The sequence below is a fragment of the Pedobacter jeongneungensis genome (assembly GCF_000633455.1).
Taxonomy (GTDB): domain Bacteria; phylum Bacteroidota; class Bacteroidia; order Sphingobacteriales; family Sphingobacteriaceae; genus Pedobacter; species Pedobacter jeongneungensis_A.
Window position 1 is genome coordinate 1 of sequence record NZ_AYMG01000011.1, and the last position, 25,414, is coordinate 25,414.

A 25,414-nucleotide genomic window follows, 5' to 3' on the forward strand; every position below is an offset into this window, starting at 1 on the left:
ATAATTTTCGTTCCATAGGAACGTTTGCTGTTCATTTAGCTATTTAATAAAGAATTATAGTGCCTTAATCATAAAATTTCCCTCAAAATCTCAGATGGGATATGAAATGTATTAAGCATGGAAATAATCAAATTTCATTAACTAATCGTTTTATAGAAAAATCCACTGTCCCGTTAGGGACAAATCATCGGTAATCCCAAAACTTGAAGATAATTTTCGTTCCATAAGAACGTTTGCTGTTCATTTAGCTATTTAATAAAGAATTATAGTGCCTTAATCATAAAATTTCCCTCAAAATCTCAGATGGGATATGAAATGTATTAAGCATGGAAATAATCAAATTTCATTAACTAATCGTTTTATAGAAAAATCCACTGTCCCGCTAGGGACAAATCATAGGTAGAAACCAAATAATGACGTGAATTTTTCGTTCCGTAGGAACGTTTCGTATTTAAGGCCGGGACGCTAAAAATTCTTGGTATTTTATGTCATTTAAAAAATTATACCTAATTTAATAATGGGTTTAAAAGAACCTTTCACCAAATTAACCTACTTGTTGTCTTATGTGACAAATCCCCGGTAGAACGTTTGATATTTAATCAATTAACGCTATGCCGAATACCTACACTCAATTGCATATCCAATTTGTATTTGCAGTTAAATTCCGAGCCTCTTTAATAAAACCTGAATGGAAAGAGCGGCTTTTAAAATACATTACAGGAATATTCCAGGCCAATAACCATAAAATGATCCAAATCAATTGTATGCCCGATCACATACATATTTTTATCGGCATGCGACCGCACCAATCTATTTCCAGCCTGATCCAAAATGTAAAAACAGAAAGTTCCAAATGGATAAACGATCAGGGCTTTTGTAAAATAAAATTTGCCTGGCAAGAAGGTTATGGAGCATTTTCATATTCAAAAAGTGATGTAGAAAACGTTATTAAGTATATCCAAAATCAAGAACAACACCATAAAAAAGAAACCTTTTTACAAGAGTATATCAGCTTTTTAAAAACCTTTAAAATTGAATACGAAGAAAAATACATCTTCAAAGAAGCAGAATAATTTATTATTATCTTTGCTTCCTATTAAATCAACCAGATGAGCAAGCTTTTTGGATATATTTTAAGCCCTATTTTTTATATTTTCTTCGGATTAACCCTTTGCATTTTCCATCCTATACAATGGCTTTGCTTTAAACTTTTTGGCTATAAGGCGCATAAGGTTTCTGTTGATATCCTTAATTTTTTCCTTACCTATTGCCAGATTTTTCTATTTAATTCTGTTAGCTTTAAAAACGAATACGATCTGCCAACTGATAGGCCTATCATTTTCGCAGCCAACCACCAAAGCATGTACGATATCCCTTCTTTGATCTGGTTTTTAAGGAAACACAGTGCAAAATTTATCTCAAAGATTGAGCTTACCAAAGGAATCCCCTCTATTTCCATCAACCTGCGTTTAGGCGGCGGAGCCAATATCAACAGGAAAGACAATAAACAGGCCATTTCCGAAATTATTAAACTTGGCCGTAGGATGAAAGAAAACAACTGGAGTACCGTTATTTTTCCAGAGGGAACACGGGCAAAAGATGGCCGATTAAAAACCTTTCAGTTTGGCGGCATTGCCACCATTTTAAAAGCAGTTCCGAATGCACTGGTTGTTCCTGTGGCTATAGAAAATTCGTGGAAAATTGTACGCTTTGGCATGTTTCCATTAACCACAGGCAATGCCCTAAAATGGACCGTTTTAAAACCAATAGAACCGGGTGTAAAAACACCAAATGATATCACACTTGAAGTAGAAAACGAAATCAGAAAAGTTTTAGGTCAGCCAATGGAGCAGCCTGCTACTTTGTAATTTTACACTTTTTATTAACTCTTTAAAGATCCTTCGGCTCCGCTCAGGATGATAGATTCATGCAAGTTATCATTTCTACTGAAGTGTAACGAGATGAAAAATCGTTAAGCTAATTAATTCAAAGATTTCTCGGCTGCGCTCGAAATGACGATTTATCTCGTAAAATATTCCGTGTTTCTGTGAATCCGTGGCAACAAAGTGGTTAATTGGTTAAGCGCTAAACGCCTGGCGTCAACCGCTCTAAATATTCTTATTTCCAATTACCCTGAAAAATTCATCTCGGTAAGTATCGCCCACAGGGATAATTTTCTGGTTAATCGTAATTCGGCTACGTTCGATGCTTTCAATTTTATCAACCGCAACAATATAAGATTTGTGCACCCTGATAAACTGGCTTTGAGGTAAAGCTTCTTCCATTTTCTTCATGCTCTGCAGCGTAATTACGCGTTCATCTTTGGTGAAAATCGAAATGTAATCTTTTAAACCCTCTATAAACAGAATATCGTGGAGATAGATTTTTTGGATCTTATGTTCTGTTTTTACAAAAATGTAGTCCTGAACCGGGTTGGATGGTGCTGAAAAAGGTGCAGGCGTTATAATAGGCTGTGCTACACTCGCCGGAGCTTCAACTGGTTTAACCTGATTATGTACTTTTTCTACCGCTTTATAAAAACGGTCGAAGGCAATTGGCTTTAATAAATAATCCGAAACATTCAGATCATAACTCTCTAAAGCATATTGTGGGTAAGCGGTGGTTAAAATATAATGGCATTTATTGCCGGCAATTTTCAAAAACTGAATCCCCGTAAGTTCAGGCATCTGGATATCTAGAAACACAAGATCAATCCCCCCGCCCTGCACAATCTGCAAAGCTTCAATTGGGTTTTCGCACCTTTTAACCATTGTTAAAAAAGGCACTTTTGATATATAATCCTGTAAAATATCAAGCGCTAAAGGCTCATCATCAACAACAATACAGTTTAAGTTCATTTTGGTTAATCTATTTAATTCATGATTTTCTTATAATCCGGTCAGGTTTAGTACCAGATTATATGTCAATCATCAGTTCGCAGGTGTAATGGGTAGCCGAATTTACAACATTTAATTTATATCTTTCAGGATAAACCAATTGTAATCTTCGTTCTACATTGGTTAAACCCACGCCACCCTGCGCATCTTTATTCTGCTGGTTCTTTTTGTTGATAACACTAAAATGCAAAATTTTCTGGTTGGCAATAATATTAATCTTTACCGGTTCGGCCGGATCGGTTACCACACCATGTTTAAATGCATTCTCTACAAAGGAAATCAACATTAAAGGAACAATTTTTTGATTATCGATTTCGCCGTTCAAAGTAAGCTCGATATAAGCACCATCTTTAAACCTTATTTTCTGCAGTTCGATATAACTCGTTAAATAATCTACTTCTTTGCTTAAAGCTACCGTTGGTGTATTGCTTTCATAAATCATGTAACGCATAATCTCCGAAAGCTTCATAATGGCATCAGCAGTTTTATCTGATTTTTGGTAAGCCAAAGAGTAGATATTATTTAGCGAATTGAAAAGAAAATGAGGATTTAACTGCGATTTTAAAAACTGAAGTTCCATTTCGCGGCGTTCGCTCTCTAAATTGCGCTGGATCCTTTCACTTGCAAACCAGTCGATGGTGAATTTAATAATACAGCTGCAGATTAAGAAAAAACCCGACAGGAACGTAACCATGATCACAAAACTATGAACCGGTATATCCATTCGCTTTCCTTTAGCGCTTACCGTAGTTAATACATCATCCGGATACAATACGGCTATCGCGGTTTTGGCAACAACAGATACCGCAATTAATAATAGAAATGCTAATACATATATAAAGTATTTCTTCCTCTTCTTGATCAGTTCAGGAATTAAGAAAATATAATTAATGTAGAAAATTGAAATATTAATTATTCCATATACCACATAGCTGATAAAGTAATCTTTAGCTGTATGTATTGAAGTATCAAAAATATTCATCCCAACAATTAGCATTACAATAATTGTCCAAAAAATAGCATGTAATATTAAAGGGCCCCTACTTTGTTTCATTTGAAATATATTAAATAATGGTGAAGCTGATATACGTTTAACCAACGCATATTCTTCAAGCCACAAAATAAATAAAGTTTTATCGATTTACTTACACAATCTACCAACGGGCATTTTTTTTCTACCAACGGCCCAATGGGCAAATTTTATCGACAAACGCCAAAAATGTCTGTTGATCTAGAATCTTGAACACTTGGTATAATAGATTTTAGCAGGTTGTTTTTCTTGAGTTTCTTTGAATCATCAAAACGAAAACAATATGAAAACTACATCAGCAATCAACTTAAAAAATCAAACAGTAATGGCTGATGGTATTTTCGCAGCCGCTCAAATAAAACAAACCATCATGAAAAAGTTAGGAAACACATCGCCATTTTTACTTTTATTATTACCAGTATTTATGATGATCATTTTAACACTTACAGTAAGCACCAACCAAAATGATGCAGAAATAGTAGTTAAACCTGCTAAAACTTCAGAAGCGATCGTAAAACAGGCAACAGCTATTTTTAAATAATAGCAATGGGCAATTACGCTATCGAAACTGTAGGGTTAAACTTTAACTTTGGTAACCAAACCATTGTAAAAGACCTTTCGTTACAAGTACCAAAAGGCAGTATATATGGCTTTTTGGGACCAAATGGAGCCGGAAAAACAACCACCATAAAAATATTACTCAACCTGCTGAAGTCGCCAGCTGATCAGGTTTTTATATTTGGCAAAGAAATAAACAGCAACCGTATAGCCATCCTTAAGCGGGTGGGTGCCCTGGTAGAACAACCGGCCATCTACGGTCATTTAACAGGTAAAGAAAACCTGATCAATCGTTGTATCCTGCTCGGCATTAAAAAAATCAAAGCAGACGAAATGTTGGCTTTAGTGGGCCTTACGGAAGCAGCGAACAAAAAAGCAAGTAAATATTCTCTAGGAATGAAGCAGCGTCTTGGTATTGCCCAGGCACTGATCTCAGATCCCGAACTGTTGCTTTTAGATGAACCTACCAATGGTTTAGATCCAAACGGCATCATTGAGGTGCGTAACCTCATGATTGAATTGGCCACCAAACACCAGAAAACCATATTGGTATCAAGCCACCTCCTTGCAGAAATAGAAAGAACAGCCACACACGTTGGCATTATCAATAAAGGCCAGCTCTTATTTCAGGGTACTATAGATGAGCTGCACCTGTTGAGCAAACCCATGCTCGAAATTGAATTAAATAATATCGAAAGCGCCGGCGCTTTTATTACAAAAGCAGGCTATGACATTATAGCGCAAACCGATAAAAAAATCACTATTCCATTTACTTCATCACAAAAAAGCGGCGAGTTAAACACACTACTTATTCAAAATGGCTTTACAGTAAGCAGCCTTTACCAACAAAAAAAGGACCTCGAAAATCTTTTTCTGGATATTACCAAAACCCACTAACATGCGCACCCTCTACATATCTTTAGTATCAGAATTTTACAAATCGAGAAAAACCCTTGCTTTTTGGGCTGCAATATTGTTACCGGTAATTATTTGTGGATTAATCACCTTTGGTTTTTATTCCGGTTCTGAAAAAATTCTTGGCTTCCATTACCCTCCCATGGTATTATGGGCACAGTATAGCGGTGCAGCGCTTGGCGTAATGGGTTTATTAATTATGCCTTTTTATGTAATATTTATGGCTTTTTCGGTTAATAATATTGAACATAAAAACGATACCTGGAAAATGCTTTTCGCGCAGCCCCTGAATAAATTTTCTATTTATGCTGCAAAATACCTTTATGCCGTATTTTTAATTTTTACCTGTTTATTCCTTTTTGCTTCCTTAACCTTTGCCTTCGGTCATTTATTACAGGTTTTAGTGCCAAAATATAATTTTGATCAGTATAACCCGTTAAATCTCCTCATCAACGCTTATACTAAACTATTCCTGTCTTCATTGGGTATTTTGTCAGTACAGTTTATCCTGAGTTTATTGTGGGCCGATTTCCTTAAACCAATGGGAATAGGTTTTGTAGGTACCATTATGGGCATTATCACAGCAAATGTAGGCTGGAAGTATTCTTATCTTATCCCTTATTCTTTACCTACACTCGCTTTACGGATTGCTAAAGTGAAAAAAGGAGCTGATCCATTAGATTTTCCAGTTTTTACTCAAGAAATATGGACAAGTTTAATTTATGCGGCCATTCTTTTTATCATAGGCTATTTCATCGTCACTAAAAAGAGTATAAAATAGATATTGAGCCAAAACTTATCTATTTAAATAGGAAATCATGTAAAAATATCATTGGAAAATAATTTGAAGGGGTTTAAAATGTATTTTAGATCAAAATCAACCAACAAATTATTCAGAAAATGATCAAAAGATTTACCATCACAGCATTTGCCTTCGGCTTATGCTTTTCAGCTTTTGCACAAGACACCCCTGATGCAGCTGTAGTACAGAAAATAAGAAAGGAAGGTTTAGAAAACTCAAAGGCAATGGACATTGCTTTTAACTTAACCGATGTGAGCGGACCACGCCTATCAAACTCACCAGGCTTAAAAAAAGCACAGGATTGGGCTGTAAAACAGCTTACCGATTGGGGATTAAAAAATGCGCACCTCGAAGCCTGGGGAACTTTCGGTAAAGGCTGGCAGATTGATAAATATTATGCTGCCACTACACTACCTTATTATCACGCCATTATTGCTTCACCAAAAGCATGGACACCAGGCACGAACGGTCCGATAAAATCGGAAGTAATTTTAATCAAAGCAGATAGTGTAGCAGATTTAGCAAAATACAAAGGCAAATTGGCCGGAAAAATTATCATGATGGATCAGGGCACTCCTTTAACCAGTGGCATTAAACCTGATTTTTCACGCTATGCAGACACAACACTGGCACAAATGGCTGCTGCAAAACCACAAGCTGCTGGTGCAAGGCAGCGCCCGGCTGGTGGACCAATGGCTGATAGAATGGCACAAATGATGAAAATGCGTGAGGTACGTGCCGCCATCAGTGCCATGTTGGTTGAAGAAAAAGTTGGCTTAGTTTTAACTTATGCACGTGGCGGACAGGGTACATTTTTCACCAGCAATGGAGCATCTTATGCTTTAGATGCCAAACCCGTATCGCCAGAGCTGGAAGTAGCAGCAGAAGATTTCTTGCATATATTACGCCTTTTGCGTGCCGGTAAACCAGTAGAAGTTGAGGCCGATATCAAAACCTCATTTTACGATCAGGATCCGCAGGGTTACAATGTAATTGCTGAAATTCCGGGAACCGATAAAAAGTTGAAAGATGAAGTGGTAATGATTGGCGGTCATTTCGATTCGTGGCATGCCGCAACAGGAGCAACTGATAATGCAGCAGGCTCTACTGTAATGATAGAAGCCATGCGCATTTTAAAAGCAATTGATTTTAAACCAAAACGTACTATTCGTATCGCCTTATGGAGTTCAGAAGAGCAGGGTTTATTTGGTTCGAGGGGTTATGTTGCAAAACATTTCGGCGATCCAAAAACGATGGTATTAACGCCTGATCAGAAAAAAATATCAGCCTATTACAACCTTGATAATGGAACAGGAAAAATACGCGGTGTTTATTTACAGGGCAATGCCGCCGCCGGACCAATTTTTCAAAGCTGGCTAACGCCGTTTAACGATCTTGGCGCAACAACCATCACCATCAATAATACCGGCGGTACCGACCACCAGGCTTTTGATGCGGTAGGCATTCCGGGTTTCCAGTTTATACAAGACCCTGCTGATTATAATACCCGTACCCATCATAGCAATATGGATACTTACGACAGGCTTGTTGAAGATGATTTAAAACAGGCAGCAACCATTATAGCATCGTTTGTTTACAATACTTCGCAGCGTGAAGCACAGATTCCTAGAAAAGAATTGCCTGCCCCACAACCTGCCAGACCATAAAACCAAGAAATACAAAAGCCTGCTGATTTGACTTTAGAAATCAAATAGCAGGCTTTGTTGTTTAGAATGAGAGGTTATAATATATCTTTAATCCCTTAGAAGGATAGTATTCGTTCTTTAAACGCCCAAACAATTAATTGGTAAGAGTTTTTAAGATCGAGCTTTCTTACCATATTTCTACGGTGCGTATTAACCGTATGTTCGCTAATAAAAAGCATTTCGCCGATTTCTTTACTGTTGTAACCCATTGATAACAGGTGTACAATCTCAACCTCCCTTTCGCTGATCGAACCATGATTTTCCTGTAGTAGGATATTGTTTATCATTTTTGAAAGAATTTAAATTTTAATTATAAGATTAATCGGCTTCGTCATCAAATAGACTTATTTTTAAATAAGTCCAAAAATTGTGTTCATTAAGGATAGATTGAGTTTGTTTTTCGCAGTGCAAATTTTAATCTGCTACTGTATACCAAAAGTAGTGCTATACCGTAATTCGTCGATGCTGCAAAACACCTTAAATAAAAGGGTATTTTTACGGTATTTTAAATGCAAATACTTCTTGACAGATCATTTATTATTATCGATTTTTAGGCTTTTTACAAACAAACAAACTCTTTAACTTTTATGAGCAAAAAATTAAATATGGAACCTATCGATCCGAAGGTTGCAAAGGCTATGGTTGCTGCCTACGCCAAAGACGGAATGACGTCTGAAGAATCTTATACTAAGGCTGTATGGTTTCCGGCAGATCAGATTTTAGAAATAGCAAAATCAATGAGTGAAGGCAAGTATGATGGGTTAAGAATTTATTTTGCACAATATTTGGAAGGGGCTATTGAAGGTGTTCCTAAATCATATGAAGGCCGAAATACCTTATTGTTAGTGCCAACTACACCAAGTGTGGGTTATGGCGGTGGAAGTAATGGAAATGAAGACCATAAAGATGATTTGGGCAATATTGAGAACAGAGGTACTGCATGCCCAGACATGTGTGAAGGAACAAGCTTATAAAGAATGAGGTACGTATCACCCATAGTTATAGCGGAGATTACCTGTTTAATTACCGCAATTTTGCTGGTTTGGAAAGACAGGAATGTTTTTTGGAAGGTGATCACCTGCTACATTGCCATTGCTTTGGGTACAGAACTTTATGCTATTTATCTTGCTTCGAAACATATACACAATTTATGGCTTTTCAATATTTTTTTAATATTCGAAAGCAGTACCATTTTATATGGCCTTTATTGTTGTTTAAAACAATACACCACCCCGAAACCTATTTTTTTAATAGGCTCGGGTGTGGTTTACCTTACCTATTTTATTTTTCTCTTTACCCATCCTTTTACCGATCCAAATACGCTTACCATTAGCGTAATGTCTGTATTTTTCACCCTCTATTGCCTCTATTACTATTACCTCTTATTAAAGGATGAAAATTTTATCAATATCAAAACCCATCCGGAATTTTGGTGGGTAACAGGTGTATTGTTTTATTACTTCGGAAGCACCATGTCAAATATATTTGATGGCCTGTTCAGTGTAAAAATTATCGGCGTTGCTACATTACGATATTGCATCTACGTATTGTTAAACCTTATTTTATATAGCCTTTGGGTATATTCCTTTATATGCAGAATGAAACAACGAAAATTGCACTCTTAGTTGCCGTTTCTACATTGGTATTCTTATTGATGCCCGTGTTTTTGATTTTATATATCAGGTCTTACAACCGGCACAAAAAGAATCATTTTCTGGAAAAACAGAATATGCAACAGAGGTTCGACTCCGAAATCCTTCAAACACGTATAGAGGTGCAGGACCAAACCATGCAGAGCATTGCTACCGAACTACATGATAATGTTGGCCAGTTGCTTAGCCTAACCACCCTTACTCTAAACTCAGTAAACTTAAACGACGCTGAAAAAGCAAAAAGGAAAATCGAAAATTCGTTATCACTTGTTAATAAATCCATCAAAGAACTACGGGAGCTGGCCAAACTTTTACATGGCGAGCAATTGGTAGAAAATGGTATTGGCCATGCAATAGATCAGGAAATTAACTGGCTTGGTAAAGCCGGCACTTACGAATTAAAAACCAATAACCTGCTTACAGATTCACAACTTGTATCTCCTGATAAAGATTTGATTATCCTGCGTTTACTACAGGAGATTATCAATAACGTGATTAAACATGCCCAGGCTACTTACATACAGATTGATTCTTACCTGGAAGATGGTGCATTGCATTTGAAGGTTACAGAAAATGGCATAGGTTTTAACCCTGATGAAATTAATGCAAAAAAAGCAGGAATGGGACTTAATTCTATTTATAAAAGAATTGAGATGATCAATGGAAAATTAGCATTAAATTCGGCCCCTGGCAAAGGTACGTCCATTGCAATTGAAATCCCCTACCCTTAATTATGCAGAATCAAAGTATCTCCATAGCAATTGTTGATGACCACACGCTTTTCCGTTCGGGATTGGCAAGTCTGTTAGAAGAATTTGATGAAATCAAAATCGCATTCGAAGCCGTTAATGGTGTTGATCTTCAAACAAAGATTACACGACACTCAGAAATTCAACTGGTATTAATGGACATCAATATGCCTGTTATGGATGGTTTTGCGGCTACCAATTGGGTTAAAACCAATTACCCAAATGTTCATGTGCTTGCATTGAGTATGCTCGAAGATGAAAAAGCAATTATTGGGATGCTCAAGGCTGGTGCAGGAGGTTATATGCTTAAAGAATCAACACCGTCTGATTTGTTAACCGCAATAAAAGTAATTGTAGATAAAGGCTTCTTTGTAAATGAACTGGTATCTGGCAGGCTCCTTGTAGCATTAAAAGACACAGATACTAAGCCCGTATTCTCTAACAGAGAGCTTACCTTTTTACAATATTGCAGTACCGAACTCACTTATAAAGAAATTGCAGACCTCATGAACGTGAGTCCGCGCACGGTTGACAACTATAGGGAATCTCTTTTTGCAAAGCTAAATATTAAGTCACGCACCGGATTAGTAGTATACGGTATCAAAAACAACCTCATAACCATATAACATATCGAAGCCAAATAATCGATAACAATCTTATTTACAGATAGTAACACTACAACTACATTAATCCATAATCCCAAAAAATTTACTTAAACCTGAAAAATTCAGCATTAAAAATTTGTGAAATAATTTTTAAATAAAATTTGGATAACTAATATATTAGTTTTAACTTTAGCTAAGGCAAATAAATTTGCTGTTATCCTTATTATTATTAACTATTATGGAAATTAAAGATTTAACCAAGGCTGAAGAACAGATTATGCAGGTTTTATGGCAATTGGAAAAAGCATTCGTCAAAGAAGTAATTGATGAGCTTCCACTCCCTAAACCTGCCTACAACACCGTATCAACCATTATCAGAATTCTGGAAACAAAAGGCTTTATCGGTCATGAGGCCTTTGGTAAAGCACACCAATATCATCCCTTAGTAAGCAGGGAAGAATATAAGCGCCATGCAACAGAAAAACTTTTGGGCAATTACTTCGAGAATTCGGTAGAGAGCATGTTTTCGTTCTTTGTTAAAGAAGAAAAGCTGGATTTAAGCGATGTTGATGAAATTTTAAAAATGATCAATAAAATTAAACATAAGCCAAAATGAGTTTTGCCCACTACTTATTACAGGTACACTTATACTTAATTGTTTTTTACGGCTTCTACAAGCTACTGCTAGATAAGGAAACCTATTTTACACTCAACCGCATTTATCTCATATCTTCGGGAGTTTTGTCGCTATGTATACCATTTATCCGCTTAGAGTGGTTAACGGAACAAAAAGCAGCACAACAGGTGTACACATCGGTTAACTGGGATGCCGTATTAGCACAGGCCACAATAGTAACAGAACGCAATTCCGGTTTTAACTGGGCCAGCGCATTTGTATATGTTTATTGTGCCGGTATTTTGTTTTTCCTGGGTAGGTTAGTGTTTAACCTTTTAATGGTTAAAAAACTCATTTCATCAAACAAGGCGGGCTCAGCCTTTGCTTTTTTTGGCAAGAAAATAATTGATCGTGAATTACCACAAATGGATGTGATCGACATCCATGAAGAAGCGCACATTAAACAGTGGCATACTGTTGATGTGCTCTTCTTTGAAATTATAGGTATTATAACCTGGTTAAATCCAGTGATTTACCTGTATAAAAAAACAATCAAAAACATTCATGAATTTTTAGCCGACGAACTGGCGGCTGAATTTCAAGGTGATAAGGCAGAATATGCCATGTTGTTATTGAGTAAATCATTTGGTATTTCACCAAATAGTTTAACCAACGGCTTTCTTGAAAAGTCGCTGATTAAAAAAAGAATTTTCATGCTTCATAAAGAGCGGTCAAAAAAGACTGCTATTATGAAGTATGGAATTTTTATCCCTCTTTTTGCCGTACTGATTGTGTTTTCATCTGCAACAGTACGTAAAAATGAAAAATTAATGTCCATTTCCGATCAAATCCCTTTAGATAAACCGATCGAAATGGTACAGGCAATTGTTACAACCGAATCTAGCGAAGATGTTTCAACGCCCAGGGTTTCAGTTGATGGCAAAGCAGATGCAAACTGGAAAGGGTTTTATCAGTTTTTATCAAAAACGATTAAATACCCAACTGCGGCCAACAACGATGAAGTACAAGGGAACACTCAGATAAAATTTAATTTGAAGGGCGGTAAAATAACCGATATTGCCTCAAACGCAGTACTTGGCTCAGGGTGTGAAGAAGAAGTAAAAAAAGCCATTTTAGCTTACAAGGGCTTTAAAAATACAACAGATGGTAAATATGCCCTAACGGTTAGCTTTAGCTTACCTGAATCTTCTCAAAAATTTAAAAACAGATTTGTGCCTGCATCTTCAGGCTATGTAAACCTGAATAGGATCAATATCGTTTCTTACAGCAATAAACCCACTGAAACAGCAAACAGCACAAATACGCAGCAGGATGAATCAGATAAAAAGGTCTATGATTTTGTTTCCATTGATAAACAACCAGAATTTCCCGGAGGTATTGCTAAATTTTATAAATACTTAGGTGGCAGTATTAAGTATCCAAAAATGGCGCAGGATAATAATGTTCAGGGTAAAGTGTTTTTAAGTTTTATAGTCGAAAAAGATGGATCATTAACCGACATACAGATTACACGTGGTTTAGGCAGCGGAACAGACGAAGAGGCAATCAGGGTTTTAAAAGAATCGCCAAAATGGAATCCTGGAAGTTCGAACGGCATGGCTGTAAGAGTGAAGTACAATATCAATGTAAACTTCACACTGAATGATGAGCCGGCCAAGCCACTTAAATTAAGCAATGTACCTGCAAACCGGGTAATCTTTAAAGAAGGCGCAAACTTAGATGCACTGATCATTTTAGATGGTGTTAAATTACCAGATAACAGTCAATTGAGCACGATAAATGCAAATAATATAGAATCTATTTCCGTTTTAAAAGATCAAACTGCGGTGAATCTTTATGGCTCAAGAGCTAAGAATGGCGCTATTATTATTACGAGCAAAAATAAAAACAGTGTTTTCCGGAATCTTGAAGCAAAAGATTTGGCTATTGACAAAAACACTAATTTCTTAGATTTTAAAAGAAAATTCTAACCGATATGAGAACTTTATTCACCTTTACCCTAATCATAGGCATTAGTTTAGCAGGTTTTGCACAAAAAGCCGATAGCACAAAAACCCCTAGAATTACGCTTCGAGGTGTATCAACTTCAGGTACCGAGCCTCTAATTGTGATTGATGGTAACAAACAATATGTTAGAGGCGCATCATTACTATCTGAAATGGAGAGTAATATCGAATCGATAACCGTTTTAAAGGATAGCTCAGCTGTAGCTAAATATGGATCAGATGGTTTTGCAGGTGTAATTGAAGTGAAAACAAAAACCAAGCAAGTTTGGAACTACGACTTTAAAGCCACTCCAAAACAAATTGGTGATGTGCCATTAAAAGGCAAAGTAACCGGATTTAGCGTTCGTCCGCAAAGTTCTACAGCGAAAGATGGCGATTCTAATTTCTCTGTTACTAAAAACGGAATTAAATTAAAAAACGGAAAAGCTGCACCATTATATATCATTGATGGCAAGGAAGCTTCGGGAACCGAAACCCTCGATAAGGAAAGTATCGAAAGTGTCGAAATTATTAAAGATGCGTCCGGCACCTCCGGATATGGAGAAAAGGCTAAAAATGGCGTAATTATTATCACGACCAAAAAAGCTAAAACCAACCCCAAGAAAAACTAACTAATCAGTTCACTTAATAAAAAACAATGAGAAAGCTAATGTTTTTAGCCCTAACGGGCATTGCCATGTTCTTTAATTCTGCTAAAGCGCAGGATACTCAGGACAAAATTTATGATTTTACTTCACTAGAAAAGGCTCCAGAATATCCGGGCGGCATTTCAAAGTTTTATGCGTACTTAGGCCGTGAAATTAAATACCCGGCGGTAGCTAAGAAAGATAAAACCCAGGGCAAAGTATTTGCTTCTTTCGTGGTAGAGAAAAACGGAACCTTAACTGATGTACAAATTACCAGGGGCTTATCCAAAGAAACAGATGATGAAGCTTTAAGGGTATTAAGCAAATCGCCAAGATGGAACCCTGGCTTAATTGATGGCAGGCCAGTGCGCGTAAAGTATAACATCAATGTTAACTTTAAGATGGACTAAATTCTATTCTATCCATCCGCTTAAAACCACAAAACCCCAGCAAAAGTTGCCGGGGTTTTATGTTTTCTCTCCTGTCTCGGAAGACTAAATTTAGAAAAATTTTAATGTATATGCAAATATTACAGAATAAAATTTCTATTTAGGCAAAATTTTAATATGCTAACATAAGATTATTGCAACTTTCGCAAACTTTTATTTCGCTACACTTAATCTTGTAATACTTTCAATTGAAAGCATTACTGTTTCGTATGTTTTCAAAGCCCGTATTTCCTGTTAAAAACCTGATTACGAAGTCAAAAGCACAGCGTAAAAATTAGCAAAAAGTTAACGGGATAAAAAAGCCCCAAACCAGGTTTGAGGCTCAAGAATTCCGATAAATCGGAACGCACAGTATATTTTTTAAACCGTTTCTTCTGAAACGAATTTTGCAGAAGCAAAATCACGGTTCATGCGGGCAATGTTTTCTAAAGAAATCCCTTTAGGGCATTCTGCTTCGCAGGCACCTGTGTTGGTACAGTTACCAAAACCTTCAGCATCCATTTGCGCTACCATGCTCTGTACGCGACGATAACGCTCTGGCTGACCTTGCGGCAACAATGCCAGTTGAGAGATCTTAGCGGATACGAAAAGCATCGCCGAAGCATTTTTACAGGTTGCTACGCAAGCACCGCAACCGATACAGGCCGCAGCTTCAAAGGCAGCATCTGCCTGCATTTTAGGAATTGGCAAGTTATTTGCATCCTGGGCGTTACCTGTGTTTACCGAAATAAAACCTCCGGCGGCAATCACCCTGTCAAATGCAGAACGATCAACCGTTAAATCTTTCACAACCGGAAATGCAGCTGCTCTCCAGGGCTCAACCACAATAGTATCGCCATCTTTGAAAGAACGCATGTGCAACTGGCAGGTTGTAACCAAATCTTTTGGTCCGTGAGGGCGCCCGTTGATAAACATCGAACACATTCCACAGATACCCTCGCGGCAATCGTGATCGAATACAACAGGCTCTTCACCTTTATTAATTAATTGTTCGTTTAATACATCGAACATCTCTAAGAAAGACATATCCGGTGAAATATCGGCCAATTTATAATCTACCAAAGCACCTTTGGTTTTGTTATTTTTTTGACGCCAAACTTTTAGCGTTAAGTTCATATTTCCTGTACTCATTGTATCTCAGATTTGAGATTTGAGACATTAGATATGAGAACTGAGAATTTTCATCTCATGTCTCACATCTCACATCTCTTATCTATTTATAACTTCTTTGTGCTACTTTAATATTTTCAAACTTCAATTCTTCTTTATGAAGTTCAAAGTTTACACCTTCTTTAAATTCCCAGGCGGCTACGTATGCATAATCTACGTCATCACGCAAGGCTTCACCTTCTTCAGTCTGATACTCTTCACGGAAGTGACCACCACAACTTTCGTTACGGTTTAAAGCATCAATACACATCAACTCGCCTAACTCGATAAAATCAGCTACACGGCCAGCTTTTTCCAGTTCAGTATTCAGCTCATCAGCGGTTCCCGGTACACGAACATCACTCCAGAATTCATGACGTAAAGCCCTGATTTCTTCAATCGCTTCTTTTAAGCCTTTTTCGTTACGCGCCATTCCACATTTCTCCCACATGATGTGGCCCAAACGTTTGTGGAAGTGATCTACCGATTTGGTTCCTTTGATGTTGATTAAAGTATTTAAAATACCAACAGCTCTTTCTTCAGCCTCTACAAAGGCAGGATGATCAGTCGGGATTGCTTTTACCGAAATCTCTTTTGATAAATAAGCACCAATGGTGTAAGGAAGAACGAAATAACCATCAGCTAAACCCTGCATCAAAGCAGATGCACCTAAGCGGTTAGCACCGTGATCAGAGAAGTTAGCCTCTCCCGTACAGTATAAACCAGGTACAGATGTCATTAAGTTATAATCAACCCATAAACCGCCCATGGTATAGTGAACAGCAGGATAGATACGCATTGGCGTTTCGTAAGGGTTCTCACCAGTAATCTGTGCATACATATCGAACAGGTTACCATATTTTTCCTTAATTACTGCAGTACCTAAACGCATGCAGGTTTCTTTATCAGGATTGTGGTTACCCGCTTTAGAAGCTTCGATTTTTCCATAACGCTCTGTATTGGCCTTAAAATCCAGGTAAACAGCTAATTTAGAGGCACCTACGCCATAACCGGCATCGCAACGCTCTTTAGCCGCACGGGAAGCCACATCACGTGGAACCAGGTTACCAAAAGCAGGGTAACGACGCTCTAAATAATAATCTCTTTCATCCTCAGGAATTTCTGAAGCTTTACGGTTATCATCTTTCTTTTTAGGCACCCAGATACGTCCATCGTTACGTAACGATTCAGACATCAGGGTTAATTTAGATTGGTGATCGCCAGAAACCGGGATACAGGTTGGGTGAATCTGCGTGTAACAAGGGTTTGCAAAATAAGCTCCTTGTTTATGCGCTTTCCAGGCCGCTGTAACATTACTTCCCATTGCGTTGGTAGAAAGATAGAATACGTTTCCGTAACCACCTGTTCCTAATACCACGGCATGACCGAAGTGACGCTCGATTTCTCCTGTAATTAAGTTACGGGCAATGATACCACGTGCCTTGCCATCGATTTTAACAACCTCCAACATTTCATGACGGGTATACATTTCTACTTTACCCATGCCAATCTGGCGTTCTAAAGCAGAATATGCACCTAATAATAATTGCTGACCGGTTTGACCTGCAGCATAGAAAGTACGCTGAACCTGTGTACCACCGAATGAACGGTTATCCAACAAGCCGCCGTACTCGCGCGCCAAAGGCACACCCTGCGCCACACACTGATCAATAATGTTTGCACTTACCTCTGCTAAACGATGTACGTTAGCTTCGCGTGCTCTATAATCACCACCTTTAATGGTATCGTAAAATAAACGGTAAACGCTATCACCATCATTTTGATAGTTTTTAGCGGCATTGATACCACCCTGAGCAGCAATTGAGTGCGCTCTACGTGGTGAATCCTGAAAACAGAAACATTTAACTTTATAACCCATTTCGGCCAAAGTAGCGGCCGCCGAAGCACCTGCTAAACCCGAACCTACAATGATTACCTCAATAGTTCTTTTGTTCGATGGGTTTACCAAAGGCACAGAAGACTTATATTTTGTCCATTTGCTGGTTAATTCGCCTTCTGGAATATTTGAATTAATATCTGACATATCTTTTGTGCTAAAAATTATTGAATAAGACCGAAATAAACTGCAATCGGCATGGCTGCGAAAAGGATCGAAATAATGATCGAATACCAAACGCCAGCTCCTTTAATAATACCGTTATATTTTGAGTGGTTCCAGCCCAATGTTTGGAAAGCTGAAGCAAAACCATGTAACAGGTGATAGCACAAAGAAAACATAGCCAAAATGTATACGGCAACCCTCACCGGATCCTGAAATTTTTCTTTCATTACGGCATAAAGGTCTTCGTGGCCATTGGCATCAACTGTTGGGATTCCGGTAAAACGCGAAACTACCCAGAAATCTTTCAGGTGAACCACCAAAAAGATTAACAAAAGTGTACCTAATAAGCCCATTGAACGGCTATACCATTTACTGTTTGCTTTACCATCGTTTACGGCATATTTAACCGGTCTGGCTTTTTGGTTTTGCAACGTTAAACGTAACGCCTGAAAAATGTGCGCAAGCAAGCCAATAAATAACACAATTTCGCCTGCCCGGATAATCCAGTTAGTGGCCATAAAATGTGCGCCTACGTTAAATGTTAAACCACCGTCGCTAATAAATATTAAAGCATTAATACCGCAGTGTACAATTAAAAAAAGTATCAGGAACAAACCTGTAATACCCATGATGAATTTCTTCCCTATTGATGAAGAAAATGCATTTCCGAAACCACTCATTTGATTAGGATTTATATCTAAATTTCTTGCAAAAGTATCTAATTATGAGTTTAATTTATAAACGATTATGACAAAACAACGATAAATCATTTATTTAGAAACATTCTAAAGCATAATCGGAAATAATTGAAAGAATATGGGATTATTTATGGTTTCGAATGTTGATATCAGCGGTTATGCTAAATCATTTTACCAGTAGGAAACTGTATTTACCGTCGCTTATCCGTTTTTACCATTAAGGAATTAAGGACATTAAGAATTTCTAAATCGACAATAATCATTTGTCAGGCAAAATCTTAAAATATTCGTTAACGATAGGCACTATACTTTTGGTAATGTTATCAGTAAAAAAGTTGATCAACAAACCTTGGGGAGCACCAAGAAGTTTCATATAAGTTTGGAGCTGCGCCTGATGAACTGGTAAGACATTCGTGATTGCTTTTATTTCCACTACAATACAATCGTTAACATACAGATCAGGTCGTAAATCTAAATCCATTGGAAAATCATCATACATTACGGATAACAATAATTGCTGAGAAACCTTAAATCCGTTTCTTTCTAATTCGTATTTTAAACAATGTTCATAAACATGCTCTAGCAGACCGGGGCCAAGTACATTGTGAACTTTAATGGCGAAGCCTGTTATTTCGTATGATAATTGTGTAACCTCTTTTTTTGTCATCTCCTTATTATTTTAAATAATATGCGGCACTAAGGGATGATAAAGGGAATTATTAAGAAACCGCTTGTTTAGCAACTAAAATATGGATTTAATTTAATCATTCAAAAATCCTGCACGATTAAGGAGTTAAGGAACATTAAGAAAAGTAATTGAATAAACCTTAATCATCTTAACTTCTTAATGGTGAAAAAATATAACTTATAGCTGGAGATTGTTTTAAAGGAATAATACGTATAATAATAAAACGTATTCCACAAAAAAAGTCCCGATTTGCATCGGGACTTTTAACGATTTATGTGTTCGAGTTTTCTTAAGCTACTTTTACATTTACCGCGTTTAGGCCTTTTCTACCTTCTTCTACATCGTAGTTTACGGTATCATTCTCGCGAATGTTGTCGATTAAGCCTGAAGCATGAACAAAAATTTCGGCATCGCCATTAGATGGAGTGATAAATCCGAAACCTTTAGTTTCATTAAAAAATTTTACTGTTCCTTGTTGCATTATATTGTATTTTAATTTGTTTCAAAGATATAGTTAAATACCTATAAATCAATTTTTTATTTTTTATTATATAAATATTTGCTAAATATATTGACTATATGCTATTTAAGCGCTATTTAGCCGCCCGATTTAGGCCATCAATACTCGATGTATCGCCCGGTTTTATCAACAATGCCCGTTCAAAACAGGCCTTGGCTTCAGGTTTTCTTCCTGAAAAAAGCAAAGACCAGCCTAACATGTGATTACCATCGTAATCAAAAGGGTATAAAGCAACCACCTTTGCAAAGTATTTCGACGCGGTGGCATACTGTTTTCTATTATAAATGATGATACCAGCCCAATAATTGGCCTGGGTATTCTGCGCATCGATTTTAAGGATGTTGTTATATTGTTCCATCACCTTTTCCCAGCTGCTTAACAGCGAAAGGGGCTTAATTAAACCAAACTTAGCTTCAACAGAATTTGGTCTGGCGTTAACAGCCCTTGTATAATAATTTTGCGATGCCGTATAATTTTTTGCCAGATAATATAACCAGCCAATACGGAGATTGATTTCGTAATTATTTTCGCTGTAAAACGGCATTACATCACTAATGGCTTCGGCATAATTTTTTTTGCTTTCTTCGTTATAACTATTCTGAAAAGCTTTCTGCAAGGCAGCATTTGTTTGGGCACTTACCTCAAAAACAGATAAGCCAAGCATTGCAAATACGGTAAATCGCTTTAAAAATTCCATGTAATGCCTCCGTTTATTGAGTGTTGTAAATAGTTAAATTTAAATATATTATCAGATTTACGTTCAAATGTATAATTCAAACCTAAAAGTAGGTGGTGTTTTAACAAAAAATAACAATTTCCGCCCGCTTTAAACTTCGTTTTATCAAAACCGTTATAAATATACAAAGCATCGGCCTCTGCATAATTATATTGATTCCCTATAGTAACTACGCCTTCTAACCAAAAATTATGGATGGGTTTAAAACCAAATAACTGTTGAAAAACAACATTATTAGCATCCAATACATTAACAAGCGAAAAACGGCTAATGCTGTAAAAATTTAAATTTCCTGATAAATACTTAACAAACCGCAGATTATACTGTCTTGTTTTTTCATCGCCAATGTGCGAAAGCACAAAATCTCCCTGCAGATCGCTTCCGTCACCAGCATATTTGATTCCGCCCAAAATAGCGTTATTCTGATAAACCAAATGCCATAAATTGGAACGCATATAATGATAAGCGCCAATAAAGCTAATCTGCCTGAAAGGTGTGTAAGTAAGTTTGGCATAGTAACCCGGCTGACTGATATTATCGTTACGCACAGGCTGATTGTAATAAGAAAACGAAGTAGATAAACTTAATTTATAATTCAGCCTCATATCGATGAAAGCCCTCGAAAAGGATGAATTTCCACGTTCGTAGATATTGGTAAATTTTATTCCACTTTCTGCCCCTACATCAATCAATTTAAAAGAATGAATCTGCTCCCCCTCTACCACATTGCTATCTAACTGAGAAGCCAGATAACCTGCATTTTCAGCACGGTTTAAATAGGTATTACATAAACAGGCATAATAAAGCGCAATTTGATTGTATTTATCGTTATTTAAAACTTTATTGTACTGCGTTAAAGCATCTGTATAATTTTCGCGCAAAAAAGAGGCATATGCGATCCGTAAACGCAACAGCGGAAAATCCTCTCCTTTATTGAGCGCATCTTTTCCGAACGAAATCAGTTTCTGCCATTCTGAAGCATTAAAAAGTGCCAAAGAAGTACTGTCTGTTTTCTGATAAGAATTTTGTGCTTTCCCAACCGTTATCAAAACAATTAAAAGCAGTGTGGTTAAACGAAATTTGTTTCCCATGTTACTTTTAATTTTTTGTTGTTGTATTCAAACTGTATTCCGGTTATCCCTTTATTATCGATGTAGATCTCAGCGTTTAGAAAAATGTTATGATGGTTAAAAACCAGTTTTTTGGCCTCAACATTAACGATTAATCCATCATTTTTGGGTATAACATGATTGGAGTAGTTGTTACGGGTGAAAATTAAAAATGGAGCTAAAAGATCCTGAAGCCAAAGCGAAGGCTTGAACCGCTCTACATCGGCAGCATAATGATCTGTCACTGTATGTGCAGAATAATCGATTTTGTAGGCCGCTTGATAAAAAAGGAAGAGCATCGATGTTCTGTCGCCATAAAACCTGGTAAAATAAAATACGTTTGCGTTATTCACGAAATAGGCTACGGCCTGGTTTTCGCGACAGTAAAAATAGGTTGTATTAAAATCATCGGTAAATACTTCCCAGGTTTCTTTTTTTCCTTCATCATCTGTTACTGTACTAATATAACCTGGCAGAAAATGGAAAGCATGTTTTAAATAAGGGTTGATTTCGGGCTTTTGAATGGTCTCACCCTCTGCAGGGATCTGGAAAGATTTCAATACAGAATTGGTTTCCGAAGCATAGTAAGCAAATGGATAGGCCAAGGTTTTAGAACCAATATAAGGCGTACATTGTACCTGAAAGTGTAAATGCGGTTCTGGAGAGCGGCCTGAATTGCCACAAAGACCAATAATATCGCCCTGTTTTACAATATCGCCAGGTTTAACTTTTACACTATTCTTTTTTAAATGTGAAACTTTGGTAAATAAATGTCCAGTATGTTTAATAACAATGGTATTGCCCCAGTTCTGCTGCAAGTTAACCTGCCCAATCACATTATCATCAATATGGCTGATTATTTCCTCAACAACTCCATCTCCCGCAGCAAGAACAGGCTTATTAAAGCAATAATAATCTTCAGGTTTTATACCTGGCAGGTCATAACTTTTATCATCGATATCTCTTAATACAAAATCTAATGCATGCTGCCAATCGCCTTTATGGGTAATTTTGCCATCATACCCCTGAGAAACTGTCCATGCGCCCATAAATGGCAAACTTAAGTTGAAAAATTTAAAGTCTTTAAGCCTTTCTTCACCGTTTAAAAACTGATAAAGATTAGTTTCCGGTGAGTAATTTTGAAATGCAGTAAGCTGTAGTTTTCCAGGATTTTTTCTAAGCATAAAGAAATATAACAACCCGATGGTTACTAAACAGAATGGCATGGAGAATACGGGGAGATTGTAAATACCCAATACCCTCGAAATACCATTTAAAACCATAAAGGCAAAAGGTACTACAACAATTGCCCAGCCATAGGAACGCCACGATGGAATAAGAAAAAAGCCCCCGAGAGCACAGCTCGCCATCATAAAATTTGCACCCAGGTAATAATTGCTGATGCCATCCGGATAAGTTCCGGTAAGGTGGTTAACCAAACATGCGGTAATAAAACCGACAAGCAATAAGCTAAAACCTATGCGTGAGTGTATAAAAATCCCGATACTGATTAATATACCTGCTAACACACTATTTTGAAATAACATAGCACTTACCGACCTGAAGAAAAGCAAGGCATAATCGGGTATTTTTAAATGATCGAAAAAATAGCAAACTTTTGTAAAATGCGACGGCGCATTGGTACTCAACTCGAATAGTAACGAACTGCTTTTCTGCATTAAACCCATACCAGGATAACCATTAGCGGCGATTAAAATGATCCAAAAAGTAATGATAAATGGGATTGAAAGAGTTGGCAAAGCATATTTACCTAAAAAGGATGTAAGGTTAACGCTCAATATTACACAAAGCAGGCAGGCGGCAGCCAGCCAAAGCCAAAAAGTAAAGGTAAAATTAAAAAATGTGCCCAATCCAATCCCTAACAAAAGTGAATTAAAGCTGTATAGACCTGATTTAACATCTTCTTTACAAAAGCCTAAAGCACTTACTAAAATTAACGAAGCCATTACTGCAATCAATCCAGAAAGCCCCGCATTAAAATTGAACAGAGAAACAGCAAACAATATTGCACCCAAAATCTTATTCTTCGAAAAGAATAAAATGGCATAGCTGTTTAAAGCCGAGCTGAAGTAATATTGCAGGTGTTTTTTCAATTTTTGTTTTTAATCCTGGTTATTCAATCCTAATTTCTTCTAATAGCATTAGTTGTCAGGCTGAGCCTGTCGAAGCCATTAATAAAGCTATTATAAACAGATGCAAAAAATTTCGTCATTGTGAGGAACATCCCGTCACGACGTTTTGAGAAAGAAATCTTAATGCGCACGCCAATAGCGATCGTTTTAAGATTGCTTCGTCGGCTGAAAAAGCCTTCTCGCAATGACGATTCTTCGCGGTTTATACTGTTTACCACTTAATTCAATTACCTTAAATGCTCAGGCACTTCTTCCATCATTTCTAAATAAGCCAGTGTTTCGGGCTTTCTGATTTGATGGCTTTTTCCCTTCAGATCAATTAGCACCACAGCTGGCCGCATGTTGATAAACTGCATCCACTGCGTCATGTTATAAGCACCTACCTTATGTACCACCACCTGATCTCCACGCTCTAATAACGGCAGTGTAATGCTCTCTCGCACTACATCAATATTCATACACAACGGACCAAATAAAACCGTTTCTTCGGTATATTGACCGGCTTCTTTAGCCACACTGATTTTATGGTCGTACCAATTGGAGGTAAATAAAATATTAATGCCAAAATCGACAATGGTTGCTCTCCTGCCATCGCTCAGGCGTTTATTGGCCAGTACACTTCCAATTAAGTAACCAGCATCATCAATAAGTACCCTGCCGCTTTCTAAAATTAAAAGTGGAAGTTCATCTGTAACAAAACCGAAATCCAAAATAGTATTGGTAATGGCTTCTGCAAAATCTTCTACGGAGGGCACGGTATCAACCCCAGGCAGATAGGCTCCTTTTAAGGTATTTGTTGAAGGGAAACCTCCACCTAAATCTAAATATTGAATGGGGTTTTGAAGTTCCTTTTTGCAGCGTATGGCCAAATCGCAAAGTTTGGTTGCAGCCACAGCATAAGCAGCGGTAGATAACATAAACGTACCAATATGACAATGCAAGCCAATCAGTTCCAGCTGTTCTGCCGATGCAATTTTGCTTATTGCTGACCAAGCCTGACCATTTTCATAGTTAAAACCAAAGCGGTCCCAAACAGGGTAAACACCAGTATCAAAATTAACCCTTAGGGCAACTTTAGCGTTTTTATTAATGCGCTTACAAAGCTCGATTAACAGATATAATTCATCATAATGATCGATATGGATAAGCGAATGGTTTTCTATCGCAAGGATTAAATCTGCTTCCTTTTTATCTGGTCCGTTAAATATAATCTGGTTACCAGCAACCCCATTACCTAAAGCCTTATGGTATTCGAAACCCGAAACCACCTCGGCCCAGCTTCCTTCCTGGTGAAAAATCTTACAAACTGCGTTTAGGTAATTCGTTTTATAACTCCATGCAAACTGAACTTTTGGATAACGGGTTTTAAACGAACGTACCGCAGCCTGATAGTTACGTCTGATCTGCTTTTCTGATAGCACAAAAACAGGAGAACCATATTGGGCTACCAAACTTTTAACCGGAACACCATCAATTGTTTCAACAGGATCGAAATCGGTACGGGTACCAAACTTGTTCATTAGTCCGGTATTCATTTTCCTTATGGTTGGTCGTTCGTATTTTTGTTTCATTTGTTAAGAGTATCAAGCGTTAAAGTGTCGTTGCATCAAGTAGGGAGTATCAGGTATCAAGGTTAAGTATTAAGTAGCAAGTATCAAGATCGAATT

Annotated in this window: 26 protein-coding genes; 14 read left to right on the forward strand and 12 right to left on the reverse strand. The window is 37.2% G+C overall.

All coding sequences use genetic code 11. From position 1 onward, the window contains the following. Positions 1 to 611: 611 nt before the first annotated feature. Together tnpA and U859_RS0110310 are read left to right on the forward strand one after the other, a co-directional pair. Positions 612 to 1,073 carry an IS200/IS605 family transposase gene (gene tnpA / locus U859_RS0110305; protein ID WP_025143294.1) on the forward strand — a complete coding sequence of 154 codons (462 nt, stop codon included), beginning with the start codon at positions 612 to 614 and terminating at the stop codon, positions 1,071 to 1,073. A 36-nt stretch (positions 1,074 to 1,109) separates the two neighbouring features. Further along, complete coding sequence (locus U859_RS0110310; RefSeq protein ID WP_025143295.1) at positions 1,110 to 1,868, forward strand: lysophospholipid acyltransferase family protein; 759 nt, start codon at positions 1,110 to 1,112, stop codon at positions 1,866 to 1,868. A gap of 240 nt (positions 1,869 to 2,108) precedes the next feature. Here the strand turns inward: U859_RS0110310 and U859_RS0110315 are convergent, their stop codons facing one another. Together U859_RS0110315 and U859_RS0110320 are read right to left on the reverse strand one after the other, a co-directional pair. Further along, positions 2,109 to 2,858 carry a LytR/AlgR family response regulator transcription factor gene (locus U859_RS0110315; protein WP_025143296.1) on the reverse strand — a complete coding sequence of 250 codons (750 nt, stop codon included), beginning with the start codon at positions 2,856 to 2,858 and terminating at the stop codon, positions 2,109 to 2,111. 58 nt (positions 2,859 to 2,916) lie between these two features. Then, positions 2,917 to 3,951: a sensor histidine kinase gene (locus U859_RS0110320; RefSeq protein WP_029985623.1), complete on the reverse strand. Its 1,035-nt coding sequence runs from the start codon at positions 3,949 to 3,951 to the stop codon at positions 2,917 to 2,919. Between the two features lie 259 nt (positions 3,952 to 4,210). Between U859_RS0110320 and U859_RS0110325 the strand changes: the two genes are divergently transcribed. The 4 genes from U859_RS0110325 (at position 4,211) to U859_RS0110340 (ending at position 7,869) form a co-directional block, all read left to right on the forward strand. Then, complete coding sequence (locus U859_RS0110325; RefSeq protein WP_025143298.1) at positions 4,211 to 4,468, forward strand: hypothetical protein; 258 nt, start codon at positions 4,211 to 4,213, stop codon at positions 4,466 to 4,468. Between the two features lie 5 nt (positions 4,469 to 4,473). Beyond that, the gene (locus tag U859_RS0110330) at positions 4,474 to 5,382 is read left to right on the forward strand and encodes an ABC transporter ATP-binding protein (RefSeq protein WP_025143299.1); all 909 of its coding nucleotides are present in this window, start codon (positions 4,474 to 4,476) and stop codon (positions 5,380 to 5,382) included. A 1-nt stretch (position 5,383) separates the two neighbouring features. Further along, positions 5,384 to 6,181: an ABC transporter permease gene (locus tag U859_RS0110335; protein WP_025143300.1), complete on the forward strand. Its 798-nt coding sequence runs from the start codon at positions 5,384 to 5,386 to the stop codon at positions 6,179 to 6,181. A gap of 119 nt (positions 6,182 to 6,300) precedes the next feature. Beyond that, positions 6,301 to 7,869 carry a M28 family metallopeptidase gene (locus U859_RS0110340; RefSeq protein WP_029985625.1) on the forward strand — a complete coding sequence of 523 codons (1,569 nt, stop codon included), beginning with the start codon at positions 6,301 to 6,303 and terminating at the stop codon, positions 7,867 to 7,869. A 95-nt stretch (positions 7,870 to 7,964) separates the two neighbouring features. On the opposite strand, the gene U859_RS0110345 is transcribed toward U859_RS0110340, so the two are convergent. Beyond that, positions 7,965 to 8,195, reverse strand: a complete 231-nt coding sequence (locus U859_RS0110345) for a response regulator transcription factor (RefSeq protein ID WP_025143302.1) — start codon at positions 8,193 to 8,195, stop codon at positions 7,965 to 7,967. A 318-nt stretch (positions 8,196 to 8,513) separates the two neighbouring features. Between U859_RS0110345 and U859_RS0110350 the strand changes: the two genes are divergently transcribed. The 8 genes from U859_RS0110350 (at position 8,514) to U859_RS0110385 (ending at position 14,593) form a co-directional block, all read left to right on the forward strand. After that, positions 8,514 to 8,882 carry a hypothetical protein gene (locus tag U859_RS0110350; RefSeq protein WP_162799912.1) on the forward strand — a complete coding sequence of 123 codons (369 nt, stop codon included), beginning with the start codon at positions 8,514 to 8,516 and terminating at the stop codon, positions 8,880 to 8,882. Positions 8,883 to 8,885: 3 nt separating this feature from the next. Continuing rightward, complete coding sequence (locus U859_RS0110355; protein ID WP_025143304.1) at positions 8,886 to 9,533, forward strand: hypothetical protein; 648 nt, start codon at positions 8,886 to 8,888, stop codon at positions 9,531 to 9,533. Next, a complete protein-coding gene (locus U859_RS0110360; RefSeq protein WP_025143305.1) occupies positions 9,500 to 10,291 on the forward strand; it encodes a sensor histidine kinase in 792 nt (263 codons plus the stop codon). Before U859_RS0110355 ends, U859_RS0110360 begins: the two co-directional genes overlap by 34 nt. Before the next feature lie 2 nt (positions 10,292 to 10,293). Then, the gene (locus U859_RS0110365; protein ID WP_025143306.1) at positions 10,294 to 10,935 is read left to right on the forward strand and encodes a response regulator transcription factor; all 642 of its coding nucleotides are present in this window, start codon (positions 10,294 to 10,296) and stop codon (positions 10,933 to 10,935) included. A 217-nt stretch (positions 10,936 to 11,152) separates the two neighbouring features. Then, positions 11,153 to 11,530 (forward strand): BlaI/MecI/CopY family transcriptional regulator, encoded by a 378-nt coding sequence (locus tag U859_RS0110370; RefSeq protein WP_025143307.1) that lies wholly within the window; start codon positions 11,153 to 11,155, stop codon positions 11,528 to 11,530. Then, complete coding sequence (locus tag U859_RS0110375; protein WP_025143308.1) at positions 11,527 to 13,521, forward strand: M56 family metallopeptidase; 1,995 nt, start codon at positions 11,527 to 11,529, stop codon at positions 13,519 to 13,521. Before U859_RS0110370 ends, U859_RS0110375 begins: the two co-directional genes overlap by 4 nt. Before the next feature lie 5 nt (positions 13,522 to 13,526). Beyond that, entirely contained in the window at positions 13,527 to 14,168 is a 642-nt protein-coding gene (locus U859_RS0110380; RefSeq protein WP_025143309.1) for a TonB-dependent receptor plug domain-containing protein, read from the forward strand. Positions 14,169 to 14,194: 26 nt separating this feature from the next. Further along, complete coding sequence (locus U859_RS0110385) at positions 14,195 to 14,593, forward strand: energy transducer TonB (protein WP_084153050.1); 399 nt, start codon at positions 14,195 to 14,197, stop codon at positions 14,591 to 14,593. 399 nt (positions 14,594 to 14,992) lie between these two features. Here U859_RS0110385 and U859_RS0110390 read toward each other — a convergent pair whose 3' ends face one another. The 9 genes from U859_RS0110390 to U859_RS0110435 form a co-directional block, all read right to left on the reverse strand. Beyond that, positions 14,993 to 15,763: a succinate dehydrogenase/fumarate reductase iron-sulfur subunit gene (locus U859_RS0110390; RefSeq protein WP_025143311.1), complete on the reverse strand. Its 771-nt coding sequence runs from the start codon at positions 15,761 to 15,763 to the stop codon at positions 14,993 to 14,995. An 82-nt stretch (positions 15,764 to 15,845) separates the two neighbouring features. Next, a complete protein-coding gene (locus tag U859_RS0110395) occupies positions 15,846 to 17,825 on the reverse strand; it encodes a fumarate reductase/succinate dehydrogenase flavoprotein subunit (RefSeq protein ID WP_025143312.1) in 1,980 nt (659 codons plus the stop codon). A 17-nt stretch (positions 17,826 to 17,842) separates the two neighbouring features. Continuing rightward, positions 17,843 to 18,523, reverse strand: coding sequence for a succinate dehydrogenase cytochrome b subunit (locus tag U859_RS0110400; RefSeq protein WP_025143313.1), 681 nt, complete (start codon positions 18,521 to 18,523; stop codon positions 17,843 to 17,845). A 277-nt stretch (positions 18,524 to 18,800) separates the two neighbouring features. Further along, the gene (locus tag U859_RS0110405; protein ID WP_025143314.1) at positions 18,801 to 19,208 is read right to left on the reverse strand and encodes a GxxExxY protein; all 408 of its coding nucleotides are present in this window, start codon (positions 19,206 to 19,208) and stop codon (positions 18,801 to 18,803) included. Positions 19,209 to 19,518: 310 nt separating this feature from the next. Beyond that, on the reverse strand, positions 19,519 to 19,710 hold the full coding sequence (locus U859_RS0110410) for a cold-shock protein (protein ID WP_010599638.1): 192 nt from the start codon (positions 19,708 to 19,710) through the stop codon (positions 19,519 to 19,521). 112 nt (positions 19,711 to 19,822) lie between these two features. Then, the gene (locus U859_RS0110415; protein ID WP_025143315.1) at positions 19,823 to 20,446 is read right to left on the reverse strand and encodes a tetratricopeptide repeat protein; all 624 of its coding nucleotides are present in this window, start codon (positions 20,444 to 20,446) and stop codon (positions 19,823 to 19,825) included. Further along, positions 20,434 to 21,576, reverse strand: coding sequence for a hypothetical protein (locus tag U859_RS0110420; protein ID WP_025143316.1), 1,143 nt, complete (start codon positions 21,574 to 21,576; stop codon positions 20,434 to 20,436). Before U859_RS0110420 ends, U859_RS0110415 begins: the two co-directional genes overlap by 13 nt. Then, positions 21,555 to 23,708: an urea transporter gene (locus tag U859_RS0110425; RefSeq protein ID WP_084153051.1), complete on the reverse strand. Its 2,154-nt coding sequence runs from the start codon at positions 23,706 to 23,708 to the stop codon at positions 21,555 to 21,557. The genes U859_RS0110420 and U859_RS0110425 overlap by 22 nt, the downstream gene beginning before the upstream one ends. Positions 23,709 to 23,974: 266 nt before the next feature. Beyond that, positions 23,975 to 25,318, reverse strand: a complete 1,344-nt coding sequence (locus U859_RS0110435; protein WP_025143319.1) for a diaminopimelate decarboxylase — start codon at positions 25,316 to 25,318, stop codon at positions 23,975 to 23,977. Positions 25,319 to 25,414 lie beyond the last annotated feature (96 nt).

What these genes read in the sequence shown, in the direction of transcription:
- U859_RS0110370 (WP_025143307.1), top strand. Translation starts at nt 11,153, where the DNA reads ATGGAAATTAAAGATTTAACCAAGGCTGAAGAACAGATTATGCAGGTT.
- U859_RS0110350 (WP_162799912.1), top strand. Translation starts at nt 8,514, where the DNA reads ATGGAACCTATCGATCCGAAGGTTGCAAAGGCTATGGTTGCTGCCTAC.
- U859_RS0110410 (WP_010599638.1), bottom strand. Translation starts at nt 19,710, where the DNA reads ATGCAACAAGGAACAGTAAAATTTTTTAATGAAACTAAAGGTTTCGGA.
- U859_RS0110380 (WP_025143309.1), top strand. Translation starts at nt 13,527, where the DNA reads ATGAGAACTTTATTCACCTTTACCCTAATCATAGGCATTAGTTTAGCA.
- U859_RS0110310 (WP_025143295.1), top strand. Translation starts at nt 1,110, where the DNA reads ATGAGCAAGCTTTTTGGATATATTTTAAGCCCTATTTTTTATATTTTC.
- U859_RS0110395 (WP_025143312.1), bottom strand. Translation starts at nt 17,825, where the DNA reads ATGTCAGATATTAATTCAAATATTCCAGAAGGCGAATTAACCAGCAAA.
- U859_RS0110420 (WP_025143316.1), bottom strand. Translation starts at nt 21,576, where the DNA reads ATGGGAAACAAATTTCGTTTAACCACACTGCTTTTAATTGTTTTGATA.
- U859_RS0110400 (WP_025143313.1), bottom strand. Translation starts at nt 18,523, where the DNA reads ATGAGTGGTTTCGGAAATGCATTTTCTTCATCAATAGGGAAGAAATTC.
- U859_RS0110340 (WP_029985625.1), top strand. Translation starts at nt 6,301, where the DNA reads ATGATCAAAAGATTTACCATCACAGCATTTGCCTTCGGCTTATGCTTT.
- U859_RS0110375 (WP_025143308.1), top strand. Translation starts at nt 11,527, where the DNA reads ATGAGTTTTGCCCACTACTTATTACAGGTACACTTATACTTAATTGTT.
- tnpA (WP_025143294.1), top strand. Translation starts at nt 612, where the DNA reads ATGCCGAATACCTACACTCAATTGCATATCCAATTTGTATTTGCAGTT.
- U859_RS0110330 (WP_025143299.1), top strand. Translation starts at nt 4,474, where the DNA reads ATGGGCAATTACGCTATCGAAACTGTAGGGTTAAACTTTAACTTTGGT.
- U859_RS0110415 (WP_025143315.1), bottom strand. Translation starts at nt 20,446, where the DNA reads ATGGAATTTTTAAAGCGATTTACCGTATTTGCAATGCTTGGCTTATCT.
- U859_RS0110320 (WP_029985623.1), bottom strand. Translation starts at nt 3,951, where the DNA reads ATGAAACAAAGTAGGGGCCCTTTAATATTACATGCTATTTTTTGGACA.
- U859_RS0110345 (WP_025143302.1), bottom strand. Translation starts at nt 8,195, where the DNA reads ATGATAAACAATATCCTACTACAGGAAAATCATGGTTCGATCAGCGAA.
- U859_RS0110355 (WP_025143304.1), top strand. Translation starts at nt 8,886, where the DNA reads ATGAGGTACGTATCACCCATAGTTATAGCGGAGATTACCTGTTTAATT.
- U859_RS0110360 (WP_025143305.1), top strand. Translation starts at nt 9,500, where the DNA reads ATGCAGAATGAAACAACGAAAATTGCACTCTTAGTTGCCGTTTCTACA.
- U859_RS0110390 (WP_025143311.1), bottom strand. Translation starts at nt 15,763, where the DNA reads ATGAGTACAGGAAATATGAACTTAACGCTAAAAGTTTGGCGTCAAAAA.
- U859_RS0110335 (WP_025143300.1), top strand. Translation starts at nt 5,384, where the DNA reads ATGCGCACCCTCTACATATCTTTAGTATCAGAATTTTACAAATCGAGA.
- U859_RS0110385 (WP_084153050.1), top strand. Translation starts at nt 14,195, where the DNA reads ATGAGAAAGCTAATGTTTTTAGCCCTAACGGGCATTGCCATGTTCTTT.
- U859_RS0110325 (WP_025143298.1), top strand. Translation starts at nt 4,211, where the DNA reads ATGAAAACTACATCAGCAATCAACTTAAAAAATCAAACAGTAATGGCT.
- U859_RS0110365 (WP_025143306.1), top strand. Translation starts at nt 10,294, where the DNA reads ATGCAGAATCAAAGTATCTCCATAGCAATTGTTGATGACCACACGCTT.
- U859_RS0110405 (WP_025143314.1), bottom strand. Translation starts at nt 19,208, where the DNA reads ATGACAAAAAAAGAGGTTACACAATTATCATACGAAATAACAGGCTTC.
- U859_RS0110435 (WP_025143319.1), bottom strand. Translation starts at nt 25,318, where the DNA reads ATGAAACAAAAATACGAACGACCAACCATAAGGAAAATGAATACCGGA.
- U859_RS0110315 (WP_025143296.1), bottom strand. Translation starts at nt 2,858, where the DNA reads ATGAACTTAAACTGTATTGTTGTTGATGATGAGCCTTTAGCGCTTGAT.